The sequence below is a fragment of the Pseudomonas sp. NPDC089741 genome (genome assembly GCF_044748825.1).
GTDB lineage: Bacteria > Pseudomonadota > Gammaproteobacteria > Pseudomonadales > Pseudomonadaceae > Aquipseudomonas > Aquipseudomonas helmanticensis.
Window position 1 is genome coordinate 46,261 of record NZ_JBIVGT010000034.1, and the last position, 16,103, is coordinate 62,363.

The following is a 16,103-nucleotide window of genomic DNA, read 5'->3' on the forward strand; positions in this document are numbered from 1 at the left end:
GAACTCAGTGAATTCCGACATGCAATTGATCTGGCTGCGCAGCGACTTGCGCCAACACGACAACACCGCCCTTTCGGCTGCCGCAGCGCGCGGCCCGACGGTGGCCGTGTACCTGTTGAGTCCACAGCAATGGCTGGAACACGACGATGCGCCGTGCAAGGTCGACTTCTGGCTGCGCAATCTCAAGGAGCTGAGCAAAAGCCTCGGCGAGCTGAACATTCCCTTGTTGATTCGCACCGCAGCGCATTGGGATCAGGCTCCGGCCGAACTGCTCAAGCTGTGCCAGCAACTGAAGATTGAAGCGCTGCACGTCAATGAAGAATATGGCGTTCACGAGAGCCGTCGCGATGCCGCCGTGGCCGAAACCTTGAAAGCCGAGGGCATCGAGTTTCACAGCTACCTCGATCAGTTGCTGTTCAAGCCCGGCACCGTGCTGACCAAGACCGACACCTACTTCAAGGTCTTCAGCCAGTTCAGAAAGGTCTGTTACGAGCGTCTGCATCGCTCGATGCCGGCGCGGGTCAAGGCACCCGGCAAGCAGGCGAAACTCAAGATCGACAGCGACCCGATTGCTAATTCGGTAGAAGGCTTCACTACCCCGAGCGAATCCCTGCAAGCCCTTTGGCCAGCGGGTGAAAAAGAAGCCCAGCGACGCCTCGACACCTTCGCTGACGCGCAAATCGACTACTACAAAAGCGAACGCGACTTCCCGGCCAAACCCGGTACCAGCCAGCTTTCAGCGTATCTGGCCGCCGGCGTGATCTCGCCGCGCCAATGTCTGCACGCCGCGTTGCAAAGCAATCAGGGCGAATTCGAGAGCGGCAAGGTCGGCGCCGTTACCTGGATCAACGAACTGCTCTGGCGCGAGTTCTACAAGCACATTCTGGTCGGCTACCCGCGCGTCTCCCGCCACCGCGCCTTCCGCCCGGAAACCGAAGCGCTGGCGTGGCGTGATGCGCCGGACGAACTCACTGCGTGGCAAGAGGCGCGCACCGGTCTGCCGATCATTGACGCTGCAATGCGCCAACTGCTCGAAACCGGCTGGATGCACAACCGCCTGCGCATGGTCGTGGCGATGTTCCTGACCAAGAACCTGCTGATCGACTGGCGCGAAGGCGAACGCTTTTTCATGCGCCACTTGATCGATGGCGACCTGGCGGCGAACAACGGTGGCTGGCAATGGAGTTCATCGACCGGCACTGATTCGGCGCCGTATTTCCGCATCTTCAATCCGTTGAGTCAGTCGGAAAAATTCGACAGCGAAGGCCTGTTCATCAAGCACTGGCTGCCGCAACTCGCAGGTCTAAACAAGAAAGAAGTACATAACCCGGCCAGCGCCGGTCTGTTCGGTGCCGCCGACTACCCGGCGCCGATCGTCAATCTGAGCGCTTCACGGGAACGGGCGCTGACCGCGTTCAAGAACCTGCCCTCGCGTCAGGCTGGCGGAGACGATCATGAGTGAATTCCTGCAGCGCTTCGCCCGGCAATTTTCAGCGTTGAACAAAGACAACCTGCAACGCCTGGGCGAGCTCTACAGCGATGACATTCATTTCACCGACCCGCTGCACGAAGTTCAGGGCCTGGCGCAATTGCGCGATTACTTCAGCGAGCTGTACGCCAACGTCAGCGAACTGCATTTCGACTTTCACGGTTTCGACCAGATCAGCGAGGGCGAAGGCTACTTGCGCTGGGTCATGCGTTATCGCCACCCGCGCCTGGCCAATGGCCGGGAGATCAGAGTCAGCGGCTGCTCGCACCTGCTGTGGCGCGACAAGGTTTATCGCCATCGGGATTATTTCGATGCCGGGGCACTGCTTTATGAACATTTACCCGTATTGGGCCGGGTGATCGCTTGGCTGAAAAGGAGAATGGGATGAGTCGTACAACTCCACGGCGTTATTGGTTGACCGGAGCCAGCAGTGGCATCGGCGCGGCGCTGGCTGAAGAGATATTGAAAACCGGTGCGCACCTGGCAGTCAGTTCACGCCAGATCGCACCGCTCAAAGTGTTGGCGCAACGCTATCCGGGACAGGTATTGGTGGTCCCGGGGGATTTGACCAACAGCCAGACCGTGCGCGAAATCGGCCAGCAGATCGCGGAGGACTGGGGTTCGCTCGACAGCGTCATCCTCAACGCCGGAACCTGCGAATACGTCGATGCCAAGCAGTTCGATGCCTCGATCATCGAACACGTGGTGCGCACCAATCTGCTCGCCAGCAGTTATTGCATCGAGGCCGCCCTGCCGCTGCTACGCCAAGGCACGGCGCCGCATCTGGTCGGCGTGGCCAGTTCGGTGACCTATCTGCCGCTGCCTCGGGCCGAAGCCTACGGGGCATCGAAGGCCGGGTTGCGTTACCTGTTCGAATCGCTGCGCATCGATCTTGCCGACGAAGGTATTGAAGTCACCGTGGTCAGCCCTGGATTTGTCGAGACGCCGCTGACCGCCAAAAACGATTTCCCGATGCCGCTCAGTTGGCCTGTGGATAAAGCCGCACGGCACATCTTTGCCAAGCTCAAGGATCGGCCACTGGAGATCGCTTTTCCGGCCCTGTTCATGGCGGCGCTCTGGCCGTTGTCGAAACTGCCCGCGCGCGTGCAACTGGCCATCGGCAAACGCATGGTGCGCAAACCACCACCACAAACGGATCTGGCATGAAGATCGCCATCGTCGGGAGCGGGATCGCCGGGTTGACCTGCGCCTACCTGCTCAATCGCCGACACGAGATCACGGTGTTCGAGGCCAGCGACTGGGTCGGTGGCCACACGCATACCGTGGAGGTCACCGTCGAGGGCCGGCAGTACGCCGTGGACACCGGTTTCATCGTGTTCAACGACTGGACCTACCCGAACTTCATTCGCTTGCTGGGCCAACTGGGCGTGACGTTCAAACCGACCGAAATGAGCTTCTCGGTGACCGATCCGGACACCGGCCTGGAATACAACGGCAACAACCTCAACAGCCTGTTTGCCCAGCGCAGCAATCTGTTGTCGCCAGGGTTTTGGGGCATGTTGCGTGACATTCTGCGCTTCAACAAAGAAGCCCAGCGCGACCTTCTCGAATTGCGTATCGCCGCCGACATGACGCTCGATGATTACCTCAAGGCTGGCGGTTATGGCGAGCGTTTCATCCTGCATTACATCGTGCCGATGGGCGCGGCGATCTGGTCGATGCCGATGGCCGAAATGCTTGATTTCCCGCTGCAGTTCTTTGTGCGTTTCTTCAAGAACCACGGGCTGCTGTCGGTCAGTGATCGTCCGCAATGGCAAGTTATCGAGGGCGGCTCCAGCGCCTACATCACGCCATTGACTGCTTCGTTCAAAGACAGGATTCGCCTCAACTGCCCGGTCAACCGGGTCGATCGAGACGTGCACGGCGTGGTTATCCACAGCCCGGCGGGCATCGAACATTTTGACCAGGTGGTATTTGCCTGCCACAGCGATCAGGCCTTGCAATTGCTCGCCAGCCCGAGCGATGCCGAACGCGAAATCCTCGGTGCCCTGCCCTACGCCGACAACGAAGTGGTGCTGCACACCGACACGCGCCTGTTGCCCACACGGAAACTGGCGTGGGCGAGCTGGAATTATCGCCTCGGCGGATCCGGCCATACCCAAGCCGCGGTCACCTACGACATGAACATTCTGCAAGGCATCCAGAGCGACACCACGTTCTGCGTCAGCCTCAACCAGAGCGCAGGCATCAGCCCGTTCAAAGTGCTGGCCAAGTACACCTATGCGCACCCGCAATACAGCCTCGCGGCGGTCGCGGCACAAAATCGCTGGGGCGAACTCGATGGCGCACACCACACGCATTATTGCGGCGCCTATTGGGCCAACGGTTTTCATGAAGACGGCGTGGTCAGCGGTTTACGCGTGGCCGCAGCCTTCGGGGAAACCTTATGAACAGCGCCCTGTACAGCGGCTGGATCGGCCATCGGCGTTTCTCGCCGCGTCGGCATGAGTTCCGCTATCGGATCGGCCTGCTCTATCTCGACCTGAGCGAGCAGGATGCGGTGCTGGCGCTGTCACCGCTGGCGGGACGCAGCCGCTTTGCGCCGTTCTCGTTTCGCGAGACAGATTACCTGAAGACCTTTACCAGTCGAGGTGTACGGCTGATCGATGCGGTACGCCAACAAGTCGCTGCGGCCATCGGCCATGCGCCGCAAGGCGCGGTTTGCCTGCTGACTCAGGCGCGCAGTTGGGGATTGTCGTTCAATCCGGTGAGTTTCTTTTATTGCCATGAAGCCGACGGGCAACTGGCGGCGATTGTCTGCGAAGTCACCAACACGCCGTGGCGCGAGCGTTATCACTACGTGTTGCCGGCACGCGCGGCGGTCAATCAGGGCGATTTTCATCAGCACTTTGCCGTGGCCAAGGCCTTTCACGTTTCACCGTTCTTGCCGCGCGATCTCGAATACCGCATGAGCTTCAGCCCTGCCGCGCAAACCCTCGGCGTGCACATGGCTGACTGGCAGGGCGAACACAAACTGTTCGACGCCACCCTCAACCTGCAACGCGAAACGCTCGATCGCCCAAGCTTGCACCGTTACTTGCGGCGTTTCCCGTGGATGACCGCGAAAACCGCTCTGGCGATTTACTGGCAAGCCCTGCGCCTGTTGCTCAAGCGCGCGCCGATCTTTGCTCATCAGGCTGCCGACGGCAGCTTTCAAACCGCCACTGTGCCTCCCAAGGAGCACCGCCATGAAATCCTCTAGCCTGTCGGTCAGTCGGCTCAGCACTAACGGTTTGACCGGTTCGCTGCTGCGCCGGGGCGTCTTGCGCCAACTCGGTCAGCTCAAACACGGGCAATTGATGGTGTTCGAAGACGGCGAACAAATGCTCTTCGGTACGCCCGGCAGTGCGCTGCTGGGGGAAATTCACATCACCGACCCGGCCGTTTGGGGGATGGTTGCCAGCAGTGGCTCGATTGGCGCCGGCGAAGCGTTTATTCATGGCTACTGGAGTTCACCGGATCTGACGGCGGTGGTGCGCGTGTTTGTCAGCAACCTGGAAGTACTCGATGCCATGGAGGGCGGCCTAGCCCGCCTCGGGAGGCCATTGGTGCAAGGCCTGCACTGGCTCAATCGCAATACGCGCAAGGGTTCACAGAAAAACATCGCCGCGCATTACGACCTCGGTAACGATCTGTTCGAGCAGTTTCTCGACCCGACCATGATGTATTCGGCGGCACAGTTCCTCACGCCCGAAGACAGCCTCGAGCAGGCGCAGTTGAACAAACTCGAACGCATCTGCCAGAAACTCGCGCTCAAGCCCAGCGATCACTTGCTGGAAATCGGTACCGGTTGGGGCAGCATGGCGCTCTATGCCGCGCAGAATTACGGTTGCCGCGTGACCACTACCACGCTGTCGAAAGAGCAGTTCGCCTTTACCGCGCAACGCATCGAACAGCTTGGCTTGCAGCAGCAGGTGACGCTGCTGTTGGAGGATTACCGCGACCTCAGCGGCGAATACGACAAACTGGTCTCGATCGAGATGATCGAAGCGGTCGGCCATCGCTTCCTGCCGACCTACTTCAAACAGTGCGCGCACCTGCTCAAGAGCAACGGACTGATGCTGATCCAGGCCATCACCATCCGCGAGCAACGTTACGAACAGGCCAAGCGCGGCGTCGATTTCATCCAGCGCTACATCTTCCCCGGCGGCGCCCTGCCGTGTGTGCAAAAGATGCTCGAGATCGTCAGTCGCGACACCGACATGAACCTGCTGCACATGGAGGATTTCGGCCTGCATTACGCGAAGACCCTGCGCCTGTGGCACGAGAACTTTCGCCATGCCCACGGTCGCCTGAGCGAACTCGGCTACGACGATTACTTCCTGCGCCTGTGGGAGTTTTACCTGTGCTACTGCGAGGGTGGCTTCCTTGAGCGCACCATCGGCACCGCGCAACTGTTGCTGGCCAAACCCGAGGCAATGCCGGCGCCATTGCTTGGCCGCTTCGATGCTTGAGCGTTGCGCCAATGCGGCATTGTTCCAGATCGGCTGGCTGGCCTGCGTGCTCGGCGGCAACAGTTTGTGGTTACTGCTGGCGCTGGCAGTGCTGGTGATTCATCTGTGCTGGATCAGCAGCTGGGCGGCGGAAGGTCGGCTGATTCTCAGCGTGGTAATTGTCGGCACGGCGCTCGACAGTATTTTGCGCGGTCTGGGTGTGTTCAGGTTCGACGACCTGTCGCCGCTGATTCCACTGTGGTTGATGCTGCTCTGGGCGTTGCTGGCGACCACGCTACGCCATTGTCTGCAATGGAGCGCCCGACCGTGGTGGCTGGCCAGCGCGCTCGGTGCGCTCGGCGGTGCGTTGTCGTATTACGCTGGCGGGCGGCTGGCCGGGGTGCAATTCCCTTATGGCGAACTGCCGACGCTGATCGCGATCGGGCTGATCTGGGCGCTGGTGTTTCCGCTGCTGCACACAATGGCGCGACGCCTGAGTCAGTGAGCGTCTGTCAGGCCTTTCACACAGGGCCCGGCCACTGCCTTACACTGCCGCCATGAAAACCATTCCCCATCATCAAATCGCTGAACCGGCGGTCACTTGCTCGACGTGCGCCGCCTGCTGCTGTCAGCTCGAAGTGATGCTGATCACCGACACCGGCGTGCCTGATCGCTTTATCGATACCGATGAGTGGGGCGGTGAAGTGATGCTGCGTCTGGACGACGGCTGGTGTGCGGCGCTGGATCGCGACACGATGATGTGCACGATTTACGAAAAGCGTCCGCTGATTTGCCGCGAGTTCGAGATGGGCGCGCCGGAATGCATCGAAGAACGCCAGGGTATTACGACCGCTTACCGCTGACCTCAAGAACACCCCAAAACAAATGTAGGAGTGAGCCTGCTCGCGATAGCGGTGAGTCAGTCAATATATGTGTGACTGACACACCGCTATCGCGAGCAGGCTCACTCCTACAGGGTTATGCGTACGACTTACAACGGCATCGTGTAGTGCAGCGCGTAACTTTCTACGCCGTCGTTATCACTGGCCAGGCCGGCGTTGGAATAGTGCGTTGCCCGGATCCCGACTTCATGCCCGCCATTGAAGCGCAGACCAAAACCGAGACGGTCTTCGAACTGGAAAGAACCGCCAATGTTGTTGCTTTCATACTTGGTGTTGGAGAACGCAGCCACACCAATGCCCGCTTCGATATACGGCTTGACCGATTGACCGGCAAACTCGTAAACGAATACCGGCGAGAACGACAGGCTGTTGTTGCTGGAGGTCTTGTCACCTTCCCAGTAGGTGTAAGCACCGCTCCAGTAACCGGTCAGGCGACCAACGTCGCTCTGCAGCCAGCTCTTGTCCCAGTCGAAATTCATCCCCAGGCGGTAGGTCATGGTCGAATCGCTGGTGGCCCCCACCGCAAATTCAACACCTGCGGCTTGTGCAGTAAAACTTTGCCCCATCAGTGCGGCCGCAATCGCGGCCAAGCAGAATAGTCGCTTCACTTTGAAACTTCCTTTTCCGGAACGATCGTTTGGTTTTCTAGATAACTCTTCGCTATAGAAGCTAGCGCCTGCTTAGAAGTTCAGCTGATTTTTTAGTTATTTCACATTTTTTTTACAAGCTGAATTTTTGCACTTCGTCCGCTGTTTGCCCCAGTAGCGGCAGGATGTTTTTGAAGTACGCAGGATCGGCGCTGGTCCAGAATCTGACCGGCTGGTTCGGCCCGTCAGCGAGCAGATCGCGCTCAGCCAGCAGACGCTGAAGTTGCCGCGCTACGGCGGCGCCGGTATCGATCAGGCTGATGTCCTCGGGGATCATCGTCTTGAGCATCGGCTTGAGGAAAGGATAATGCGTGCAGCCCAGGATGATCGTGTCGCAACCACTGGCCAACAGTGGCTCGACATAACTCTGCAGCAGCGTGCGCAACGCCGCGCTGTGCAGGTCACCGCTTTCAATCAGCTCGACCAGACCGGGGCATGGCTGGGTAATCACCCGCACATCGGTAGCAAAGCGATCGAGCAACGCGGCGAACTTGGCACTCTGCAATGTGCCGGTGGTAGCGAGCACGCCGACTACACCGCTGCGGGTGGCGGCGGCGGCAGGCTTGACCGCAGGCTCCATGCCGACAATCGGCCAGTCGGGAAAATCGCGGCGCAGATCGGCGACACCGGCAACGGTCGCGGTATTGCAGGCCAGCACCAACGCCTTGGCGCCCTGCTCGCGGAAAAACCCGGCCATCACGCTGCAGCGCTGGCGGATGAACTCAGGGGTTTTCTCGCCATACGGAACATGCCCGCCGTCGGCGACGTAGAGCAGCGATTCGTTGGGCAGCAATTGCTGGATTTCCGCCAGTACCGACAAGCCGCCGACACCGGAATCGAACACGCCAATCGGCGCCTCACGCATGGCGCGGACCACAGACGCTGCAGCCCGGATCGCGCTTGACCCGCAACTCGCGGAAACGCGAACCGAGGGCATCGATCAGCAGCAGACGTCCGACTAAAGGCTCGCCGAAACCGACCAACACCTTCAAGGCTTCCAACGCCTGTAGGCTGCCGACCAGCCCCACCAGCGGCCCGACCACACCAGCCTCGCTGCAGGTCAACTCCGCTTCGCTGCCGTGGCCGTATAAACAGTGGTAGCACGGACTCTCGGCACGACGCGGATCGAACACCGACAGTTGCCCTTCCAGACGAATCGCTGCGCCGCTGACCAGTGGCTTTTGCGCAGCCACGCACGCGGCATTGACCGCTTCGCGGGTGGAGAAATTATCGGAACAATCGAGCACCAGATCCACCGCCGTCACGGCAGCCGCGAGAGAATCCTCGTCCAGCGCCTGACGATGGGCGATCAATTGAATCTCGGGATTGATCGCGGTCAGACGCTTGAGCGCCGAGTCGACCTTGCTCATGCCGACGCTGTCGGTGTCGTGGATGATCTGGCGTTGCAGGTTGGTCAGGTCGACCGTGTCGAAATCCGCCAGATGCAATTCACCGACACCGGCCGCCGCCAGGTACAAGGCCACCGGTGCGCCAAGGCCGCCGAGGCCGACGATCAGCACGCGGCTGTCCTTGAGTTTCAACTGGCCATCGATGTCGATGTGTTGCAGCAGAATCTGCCGGCTGTAGCGCAGCAATTCCTGATCATTCAGCACGGCAGGCGCCCCAGACTGATGCGTTGATGGCCGCCCAGATCGGTGCGGCTGTGGACTTCTTCGAAACCGCGCGTCAGCAGCAGGTCGCGCACGGCTTCGGCTTGATCATAGCCATGTTCGAGCATCAGCCAGCCAGCGGCCTGCAGATACTCCGGCGCTTGGGCGACGATCAAGCGCAGATCATCGAGGCCGTCTTCACCGGCGATCAGTGCGCTGGCTGGTTCGAAGCGCACGTCACCCTCGACCAGATGCGGATCGGCGGCGGCAATGTAGGGCGGGTTGCTGATGATCAACTGGAAACGCTGACCTTCCAGCGCGCTGAACCAATGGCTGCTCAGCACCGTGGCGTTGTTCAGGTGCAGGCGCTGACGATTGCGCTCGGCCAAGGCTACGGCTTCGAGCACACGATCCACCGCCGTGACCTTCCACGCCGGACGTTCGCTGGCCAAGGCCAATGCAATCGCGCCGCTGCCGGTGCCGAGGTCGAGCACTGTGGCTGGCGTCGCGGGCAGCAATTCCAGCGCCGCTTCCACCAGTAATTCAGTGTCCGGGCGCGGGATCAGCGTGTGCGGTGCGACTTCCAGATCGAGTTTCCAGAAACCCTGCTGACCGAGAATGTAGGCCACCGGCTCACCGCCACGACGACGTTGCAGGTATTCGGCAAACGTCAGCGCGGCTTCACTCGGCACGATGCGCTCGGGCCAGGTGTGCAGAAAACTGCGCGACTTGCCCAGCGCGGCGGCAAGAAGCAATTCAGCGTCCAGGCGAGCGGTGGGCGAGTCCGGCAGTTCGGCGGCGCGCAACAGGCTGGCAATGATGGTCATTTATTCACCTATCGCTGCGAGTTGGTCAGCCTGGTATTCGGCCAGCAACGGCTCGATGACCGCTTCAACGCCACCGGCGAGAATTTCATCCAGAGAGTACAGAGTCAGGTTGACGCGATGGTCAGTGACTCGCCCCTGAGCAAAGTTGTACGTGCGAATGCGCTCGGAACGGTCGCCGGAACCGACGAGCAATTTACGCTCGCTGGCGATGGCATTGGCCGCCGCTGCGGTTTGCTGATCGTTGAGCTTGGCCGACAACCAGGCCATCGCCCGGGCACGGTTTTTGTGCTGGGATCGCTCTTCCTGACACTCGACGACGGTGCCGGTCGGAATGTGCGTGATGCGGATCGCCGAGTCAGTGGTGTTGACGTGCTGACCACCGGCCCCGGAGGAGCGGAACGTGTCGACACGCAGATCCGCCGGGTTGATCTCGATGGCTTCGCGCTCGTCCGGCTCAGGCAACACCGCCACGGTGCAGGCCGAGGTGTGGATACGGCCCTGGGATTCGGTGGCGGGTACACGCTGTACGCGGTGCGCGCCGGATTCGAATTTCAGCTTGCCGTAAACGTTGTCGCCTTCAATGCGGGCGATGACTTCTTTATAGCCACCGTGTTCGCCTACGTTTTCCGAGAGGATCTCGACGCGCCAGCCACGGCGCTCGGCATAACGCGAGTACATGCGGAACAGGTCGCCGGAGAAGATCGCCGCCTCATCGCCACCAGTGCCAGCACGAATTTCGAGGAAGACGTTGCGGCCGTCATTCGGGTCCTTGGGCAGCAGCATGCGTTGCAGGTCGGCTTCCAGAGTGATCAGCAATTCCTTGGCTTCGCGGACTTCTTCCACGGCCATTTCGCGCATGTCCGGGTCGCTGTCCTTGAGCAACGCCTGCGCGCCTTCGAGATCGCTTTGTACGCCGAGGAGCTTTTTATAGCCTTGGACGATCGGCTCGATTTCAGCGTATTCCTTGGAATAACCGCGAAATTTGGCCTGATCGGCAATGACTTCGCCGTCGCCGAGCAGCGCGGTCAGTTCCTCGAAACGGTCCTGGAGGATGTCCAGCTTATTGAGCAGTGACGCTTTCATTGCGGTTTTTTATCCGAAAAGCTATCCGGTGAGCCCTCGAGGGCAAAGAGTTCCTGGGCCATGGCCAGCGCATCGAGGCGGCCTTCGGCAGAAAGCTTTTTCAGTTGCACGCTCGGGGCATGCAACAGTTTATTGGTCAGGCCACGGGCCAGTTGCCCGAGCACGTCTTCGGCGTTGCCGCCGTTGGCCAGCAGGCGCAGGGCTTTTTGCAGCTCTTCGTCGCGCAGGCGTTCGCTCTGTTGACGATAGGCCTTGAGCACATCGACCGCCGCCAGCTCGCGCAGGCGCACCATGAAATCATCGGCGCCGACCGAGACCATCTCTTCGGCCGCTTGCGCAGCGCCCTGACGACTCTTGAGGTTCTCGGCGACCACTTCGTGGAGATCGTCGACGCTATACAGATAAACGTCGTCCAGTTCGCCGACTTCCGGCTCGATATCCCGGGGAACAGCGATGTCGACCATGAAGATCGGCTTGTGCTTGCGCAGCTTCAATGCGCTTTCCACCGCGCCCTTACCGAGAATCGGCAACTGACTGGCGGTCGAACTGATGACGATGTCGCTGCGCACCAGTTCTGCCGGAATGTCCGACAGCAGCACCGCGTGGGCGCCGAACTGTTCGGCGAGCAGACTGGCGCGCTCCAGCGTGCGGTTGGCAACGACAATGCGCTTGACGCCCAGCTCGTGCAAATGGCGGGCGACTAAAGTGATGGTCTCGCCGGCGCCGATCAGCAGGGCCTGGCTGCGTTGCAAATCACTGAAAATCTGTTTCGCCAGGCTGACGGCAGCAAACGCCACGGACACCGGGTTTTCACCAATCGCCGTGTCGGTGCGCACCTGCTTGGCGGCATTGAACGTCGCTTGAAACAGTCGCCCCAGCAGTGGGCCGATGGTGCCAGCCTCGCGCGCCACGGCGTAGGCCGATTTCATCTGGCCGAGAATCTGCGGTTCGCCAAGCACCAGCGAGTCGAGCCCGGAGGCGACGCGCATCATGTGACGAACTGCCGCATCATCTTCGTGCACATAAGCACTCGCGCGCAGCTCATCGAGGCTTAAATGGTGATAGTCGGCCAGCCAGCGCAGCACGATATCGGCAGAAAGCTGATCCTGTTCTATATAAAGCTCACTGCGATTGCAGGTCGAGAGGATCGCAGCTTCGCGGCTGTCGGTCAGTCGGCAGAGCTGCTGCAAGGCTTCCACCAGCTGCTCAGGCGTAAAGGCCACGCGCTCGCGGACGTCTACTGAAGCAGTCTTGTGGTTGATACCGAGTGCAAGGAAGGCCATTCAAAGTCGCTGGTGGTGACGTGAAGCCGGCAATTGTCCTACTTCGCCAGATTCAGAACAACTATTGGATATCTATCGCCCTTATTGTATCCACCTTGTGCTGCGATCCATTCTCGTTCATGTACACACCACCCTCTGTAGGAGCTGCCGCAGGGTGCGATCTTTTGATTGATCGTTCCCACGCTCGGCGTGGGAATGCAGCCCGGGACGCTCCGCGTCTCAAACAACGTCAAAAGATCGCAGCCTGCGGCAGCTCCCACAGGGGCATCAGCGTAAATTGCCTGAGCGGTTATGTTTGGCCGAAAGCTTGTGTCATGATGATCCGACCGCAGGTTAGTCGTCCTCTTCCTATATGAATAGATCTTCCGCGTTGCTCCTCGCTTTTGTCTTCCTCAGCGGCTGCCAGGCCTTGGCACCCGTTTCGCCGGACGGTACGCCGCCGGTCGAAGACACCACGCCCGCGCCTGAAAAGCCCAAGGTTTACAGCTCGTTCAGCGAGGAAACCGTTTTCAGTCTGTTGAGCGCCGAACTCGCCGGCCAGCGCAATCGTTTCGACATTGCGCTGGATAACTACGTGACCCAGGCCATCAACACCCAGGATCCGGGCGTCTCCGAGCGGGCATTCCGTATCGCCGAATATCTGGGCGCCGATCAACCGGCCCTCGATACCGCGCTGATCTGGGCAAAAAATGCCCCGGACGATCTCGAAGCGCAACGCGCCGCCGCCGTGCAACTGGCGCGTGCCGGGCGTTATGACGACTCGATGGTCTATATGGAGAAAGTCCTGCAAGGCAAGGGCGACACCCATTTCGACTTCCTCGCGCTGTCGGCCGCCGATACCGATCAGGAAACCCGCAACGGTCTGATGAAAAGTTTTGACCGGTTGTTGCAGCGTCATCCGAACAACAGTCAGCTGATTTTCGGCAAGGCGCTGCTCCTGCAACAGGACGGCGACAACAAAGCCGCTTTGACCCTGCTCGAAGACCATCCGCCGGAAGAAGGCGAAATCGCCCCGATCCTGCTGCGCGCGCGTCTGTTGCAAGTGATGAACCGTGGTGACGAAGCGCTGCCACTGCTGCAGAAAAGCATCAAGAAGTACCCGGACGACAAGCGCCTGCGCCTGACTTACGCGCGCATGCTGGTTGAGCAAGACCGCATGGACGATGCCAAGGCCGAGTTCTCCAGCCTCGTTCAGCAGTACCCGGAAGACGACGAACTGCGCTACTCGCTGGCGCTGGTGTGCCTCGAAGCCAAGGCGTGGGATGAAGCCAAGGGTTATCTGGAAGACTTGATTGCCCGCGAAAGCCACGTCGATTCGGCGCACCTGAACCTCGGTCGCATCGCCGAAGAACGTAATGACCCGCAAGGCGCCCTCATCGAGTACGCCCAGGTCGGCCCGGGCAACGACTATCTGCCGGCGCAATTGCGTCAGGCCGATATTCTGATGAACAACGGCAAGACCGCTGAAGCGCAAAGCAAACTCGCCGCGCAGCGTGACGAGCAACCGGATTACGCGATTCAGCTGTACCTGATCGAATCGGAAACCCTGTCGGCCAACAAACAGGACGACAAAGCCTGGAAAGTCCTGCAACAAGCTTTGCAGCAATACCCGGACGATCTGAATCTGCTGTACACCCGGGCGATGCTCGCGGAAAAACGCAACGACCTGGCGCAGATGGAAAAAGACCTGCGCCTGATCATCAAGCGCGATCCGGACAACGCCATGGCGCTGAACGCCTTGGGTTACACCCTGTCCGATCGCACCACACGCTACGCTGAAGCGAAAGCGCTGATCGAACAGGCGCACCAGATCAATCCGGAAGATCCAGCAGTACTCGACAGCCTTGGCTGGGTGAATTACCGCATGGGCAATCTGGACGACGCCGAGAAATATCTGCGTCAGGCGCTCGAGCGTTTCCCTGACCACGAAGTCGCCGCGCACCTCGGCGAGGTGTTGTGGACCAAGGGCAAGCAGCGTGAAGCCAAACAAATCTGGGGCAAATTCCTCAAGGATCAGCCCGACAGCACCATTCTGCGCAGCACCATCAAGCGCCTGACCGGATCCGAGACTCTTTAACTCATGTTTTTGCGCCACGTTATCGTTTTCAGCTTCATCGCCTTGCTCGCCGGCTGCTCGGGTTTTGGTACTCGCGAATCGGTCGAGGGCCACGGCAGCCCGGCTCAATGGGCGGCGAACAAACAGCAACTGAGCGGCCTCGATGGCTGGCAGATCGACGGCAAGATCGGCATCCGCGCGCCGAAAGATTCCGGTAGCGGCACGTTGTTCTGGCTGCAACGTCAGGATTACTACGACATTCGTTTGTCCGGCCCGCTGGGTCGTGGCGCGGCACGTCTGACCGGGCGTCCGGGCAAGGTGTCGCTGGAAGTCGCCAACCAGGGTCGCTATGAATCGCAATCCCCGGAAGCTTTGCTCGAAGAGCAGCTTGGCTGGAAATTGCCGGTATCGAATCTGGCCTGGTGGGTGCGTGGCCTGCCGGCTCCGGACACTAAAAGCCGCCTGAATCTGGATGCCGACAGCCGTCTGGCCAGCCTGGAACAGGATGGCTGGAAGGTTGAATACACCGCTTACACCGAACAAAACGGTTACTGGCTGCCTGAGCGTATCAAGCTGCACGGCACCGACCTCGACGTGACGCTGGTGATCAAGACCTGGCAACCGCGCAAGTTGGGGCAATAACGCATGACCGCTGCACGCCTGACCCTGCCCTCGCCGGCCAAACTCAACCTGATGCTGCACATTCTCGGTCGCCGTGAAGACGGTTATCACGAGTTGCAGACGCTGTTTCAGTTTGTCGACTACGGCGACGAAATCACTTTTGCCGTGCGCGATGACGGCGTGATTCAACTGCACACCGAATTTTCCGGCGTGCCGCATGACAGCAACCTGATCGTGCGCGCGGCAAAAATGCTTCAACAACAGTCCGGTTGTACGCACGGTATCGACATCTGGATCGATAAAGTACTGCCCATGGGCGGCGGCATTGGCGGTGGCAGCTCGAATGCGGCGACCACTTTGCTCGGTCTCAATCATTTGTGGCAGCTGGGTTGGGATGAGGGTCGCCTGGCCGCGCTGGGTCTGTCGCTCGGCGCCGACGTACCGGTTTTCGTCCGTGGCCACGCAGCTTTCGCCGAGGGCGTGGGCGAGAAACTCACCCCGGTGGATCCCGAAGAACCGTGGTATCTGGTGCTCGTACCGCAAGTCTCTGTTAGTACGGCAGAAATTTTTTCCGATCCTTTGTTGACACGTAACACGCCGCCCATTAAAGTGCGCCCCGTTCCCGAGGGAAACAGTCGAAATGACTGCTTGCCGGTGGTTGCAAGGCGTTATCCAGAAGTACGTAACGCATTGGATTTGTTAGGTAAATTTACCGAAGCAAAACTCACCGGAACTGGAAGTTGTGTGTTTGGGGGCTTCCCAAGCAAAGCTGAAGCTGATAAAGTCTCGGCCCTTCTGACAGAGACCCTTACAGGGTTTGTAGCGAAAGGCAGCAACGTTTCGATGTTGCACCGCAAGCTGCAAAGTCTGCTCTAAAGGAACCAAGTGCTCGGCACTTGATGCAACAGATACAGGGGCGTCGCCAAGCGGTAAGGCAGCAGGTTTTGATCCTGCCATGCGTTGGTTCGAATCCAGCCGCCCCTGCCATTTTCTATACTCATCCAGGTTACCCTCAGCCTCTAGGTACTGCGCGTGTCCAAGATGATGGTCTTTACGGGGAACGCTAACCCCGATCTGGCTCGGCGTGTTGTACGTCAGCTGCATATCCCTCTCGGTGACATCTCTGTCGGT

At 59.8% G+C, this 16,103-nt stretch carries 17 protein-coding genes, 1 tRNA gene and 1 pseudogene; 13 read left to right on the forward strand and 6 right to left on the reverse strand.

Annotated elements, in window-relative coordinates; genetic code table 11:
* Positions 1-19 precede the first annotated feature (19 nt).
* Genes phrB through ACIPZE_RS24205 form a run of 8 tightly spaced genes read left to right on the forward strand, consistent with a single transcriptional unit; the run spans position 20 to position 6,806 of the window.
* A complete protein-coding gene (gene phrB, locus ACIPZE_RS24170) occupies positions 20-1,462 on the forward strand; it encodes a deoxyribodipyrimidine photo-lyase (RefSeq protein ID WP_400775740.1) in 1,443 nt (480 codons plus the stop codon).
* Positions 1,455-1,877, forward strand: a complete 423-nt coding sequence (locus tag ACIPZE_RS24175) for a nuclear transport factor 2 family protein (protein ID WP_283439436.1) — start codon at positions 1,455-1,457, stop codon at positions 1,875-1,877. The genes phrB and ACIPZE_RS24175 overlap by 8 nt, the downstream gene beginning before the upstream one ends.
* Positions 1,874-2,656: an SDR family oxidoreductase gene (locus ACIPZE_RS24180; protein WP_129395480.1), complete on the forward strand. Its 783-nt coding sequence runs from the start codon at positions 1,874-1,876 to the stop codon at positions 2,654-2,656. The genes ACIPZE_RS24175 and ACIPZE_RS24180 overlap by 4 nt, the downstream gene beginning before the upstream one ends.
* Positions 2,653-3,900 carry an NAD(P)/FAD-dependent oxidoreductase gene (locus ACIPZE_RS24185; protein ID WP_400775742.1) on the forward strand — a complete coding sequence of 416 codons (1,248 nt, stop codon included), beginning with the start codon at positions 2,653-2,655 and terminating at the stop codon, positions 3,898-3,900. The genes ACIPZE_RS24180 and ACIPZE_RS24185 overlap by 4 nt, the downstream gene beginning before the upstream one ends.
* On the forward strand, positions 3,897-4,712 hold the full coding sequence (locus ACIPZE_RS24190) for a DUF1365 domain-containing protein (RefSeq protein ID WP_400775745.1): 816 nt from the start codon (positions 3,897-3,899) through the stop codon (positions 4,710-4,712). Before ACIPZE_RS24185 ends, ACIPZE_RS24190 begins: the two co-directional genes overlap by 4 nt.
* A complete protein-coding gene (locus ACIPZE_RS24195) occupies positions 4,699-5,964 on the forward strand; it encodes a cyclopropane-fatty-acyl-phospholipid synthase family protein (protein ID WP_283439439.1) in 1,266 nt (421 codons plus the stop codon). The genes ACIPZE_RS24190 and ACIPZE_RS24195 overlap by 14 nt, the downstream gene beginning before the upstream one ends.
* Positions 5,957-6,448 (forward strand): DUF2878 domain-containing protein, encoded by a 492-nt coding sequence (locus ACIPZE_RS24200; RefSeq protein ID WP_400775767.1) that lies wholly within the window; start codon positions 5,957-5,959, stop codon positions 6,446-6,448. Before ACIPZE_RS24195 ends, ACIPZE_RS24200 begins: the two co-directional genes overlap by 8 nt.
* A 52-nt stretch (positions 6,449-6,500) precedes the next feature.
* Complete coding sequence (locus ACIPZE_RS24205; RefSeq protein ID WP_283439440.1) at positions 6,501-6,806, forward strand: YkgJ family cysteine cluster protein; 306 nt, start codon at positions 6,501-6,503, stop codon at positions 6,804-6,806.
* A gap of 128 nt (positions 6,807-6,934) precedes the next feature.
* On the opposite strand, the gene ACIPZE_RS24210 is transcribed toward ACIPZE_RS24205, so the two are convergent.
* From ACIPZE_RS24210 to hemA, 6 genes are all read right to left on the reverse strand, one after another.
* Positions 6,935-7,453 (reverse strand): acyloxyacyl hydrolase, encoded by a 519-nt coding sequence (locus tag ACIPZE_RS24210; RefSeq protein WP_283439441.1) that lies wholly within the window; start codon positions 7,451-7,453, stop codon positions 6,935-6,937.
* Between the two features lie 112 nt (positions 7,454-7,565).
* Positions 7,566-8,357 (reverse strand): glutamate racemase, encoded by a 792-nt coding sequence (gene murI, locus ACIPZE_RS24215; RefSeq protein ID WP_400775748.1) that lies wholly within the window; start codon positions 8,355-8,357, stop codon positions 7,566-7,568.
* Positions 8,350-9,105, reverse strand: a complete 756-nt coding sequence (locus ACIPZE_RS24220) for a molybdopterin-synthase adenylyltransferase MoeB (RefSeq protein WP_400775750.1) — start codon at positions 9,103-9,105, stop codon at positions 8,350-8,352. Before ACIPZE_RS24220 ends, murI begins: the two co-directional genes overlap by 8 nt.
* Positions 9,099-9,929 carry a peptide chain release factor N(5)-glutamine methyltransferase gene (gene prmC / locus ACIPZE_RS24225; protein ID WP_400775753.1) on the reverse strand — a complete coding sequence of 277 codons (831 nt, stop codon included), beginning with the start codon at positions 9,927-9,929 and terminating at the stop codon, positions 9,099-9,101. Before prmC ends, ACIPZE_RS24220 begins: the two co-directional genes overlap by 7 nt.
* The gene (gene prfA, locus ACIPZE_RS24230; protein WP_400775755.1) at positions 9,930-11,012 is read right to left on the reverse strand and encodes a peptide chain release factor 1; all 1,083 of its coding nucleotides are present in this window, start codon (positions 11,010-11,012) and stop codon (positions 9,930-9,932) included.
* A complete protein-coding gene (hemA, locus tag ACIPZE_RS24235; RefSeq protein ID WP_007951716.1) occupies positions 11,009-12,295 on the reverse strand; it encodes a glutamyl-tRNA reductase in 1,287 nt (428 codons plus the stop codon). Before hemA ends, prfA begins: the two co-directional genes overlap by 4 nt.
* Before the next feature lie 352 nt (positions 12,296-12,647).
* Between hemA and ACIPZE_RS24240 the strand changes: the two genes are divergently transcribed.
* From ACIPZE_RS24240 to ACIPZE_RS24260, 5 genes and pseudogenes are all read left to right on the forward strand, one after another.
* Positions 12,648-14,372, forward strand: a complete 1,725-nt coding sequence (locus tag ACIPZE_RS24240) for a tetratricopeptide repeat protein (RefSeq protein ID WP_400775758.1) — start codon at positions 12,648-12,650, stop codon at positions 14,370-14,372.
* Positions 14,373-14,375: 3 nt separating this feature from the next.
* Complete coding sequence (gene lolB / locus ACIPZE_RS24245; RefSeq protein ID WP_400775760.1) at positions 14,376-14,993, forward strand: lipoprotein insertase outer membrane protein LolB; 618 nt, start codon at positions 14,376-14,378, stop codon at positions 14,991-14,993.
* A 3-nt stretch (positions 14,994-14,996) separates the two neighbouring features.
* Positions 14,997-15,848 (forward strand): 4-(cytidine 5'-diphospho)-2-C-methyl-D-erythritol kinase, encoded by an 852-nt coding sequence (gene ispE / locus ACIPZE_RS24250; RefSeq protein WP_400775762.1) that lies wholly within the window; start codon positions 14,997-14,999, stop codon positions 15,846-15,848.
* A gap of 36 nt (positions 15,849-15,884) precedes the next feature.
* A tRNA-Gln gene (locus ACIPZE_RS24255) sits at positions 15,885-15,959 on the forward strand.
* Positions 15,960-16,004: 45 nt separating this feature from the next.
* Positions 16,005-16,103: pseudogene (locus ACIPZE_RS24260) on the forward strand (ribose-phosphate pyrophosphokinase); the annotation flags it as partial.